Annotated in this window: 1 protein-coding gene; it reads left to right on the top strand. The window is 71.3% G+C overall.

What is annotated here, in order from left to right; all coding sequences use genetic code 11:
• Positions 1-701, top strand: a 701-nt coding sequence (locus UN64_RS21895; protein WP_139343258.1) for a mechanosensitive ion channel family protein, incomplete at both ends; no start/stop codon positions are given.

Here is a 701-nt window from a genome sequence, read left to right on the forward strand (position 1 = left end):
GATCTGGCTCGGGGTCATGGCCGAGGAGCAGACCTGGTACCGGCCGGCGTCGTTCCTGATGCTCATCGCCGTGGCCGCCGCGGGCGCGTGGGCCGCGTGGCGCCTGGTCGGCGTGATCGAGGCGGGGATCCTCGGCCGCTACCAGGAGACCGGCGTCGAGCACCGCCGCGAGCGACGCATCCGCACGCAGACCATCCTGATCCGGCGCATCCTCAACGCGGTGATCGTGGTGGTGGCCGTCGCCGTGGTCCTGCTGGGGGTGCCCGAGGTGCGCTCGCTCGGGGCCGGCCTGCTCGCCTCCGCCGGTGTGATCTCGGTGATCGCCGGCCTGGCCGTGCAGTCCACGCTGACCAACGTGTTCGCCGGCTTCCAGCTCGCCTTCACGGACGCGATCCGGGTGGGCGACGTGGTGGACATGGAGGGCGTGTTCGGCACCGTCGAGGAGATCACCCTGTTCAACGTGGTGCTCAAGCTCTGGGACGGTCGCCGCATGGTCTACCCGTCCTCGCACTTCACCACCCAGCCGTTCGAGAACTGGACGCGGGTGGGCTCCGAGGTCTCCGGCGTCGTGGAGCTGGACGTGGACTGGCGCGTGCCCATGGACGCGCTGCGCGAGCGCCTCGCCCAGCTGCTCGAGTCCACGGACCTGTGGGACGGTCGCGAGCACGCGCTGCAGGTGACCGACGCGACCGGCGGCGTCG

The sequence above is a fragment of the Fictibacillus arsenicus genome, from assembly GCF_001999465.1.
Taxonomy (GTDB): Bacteria; Bacillota; Bacilli; order Bacillales; family Fictibacillaceae; genus Fictibacillus; species Fictibacillus arsenicus.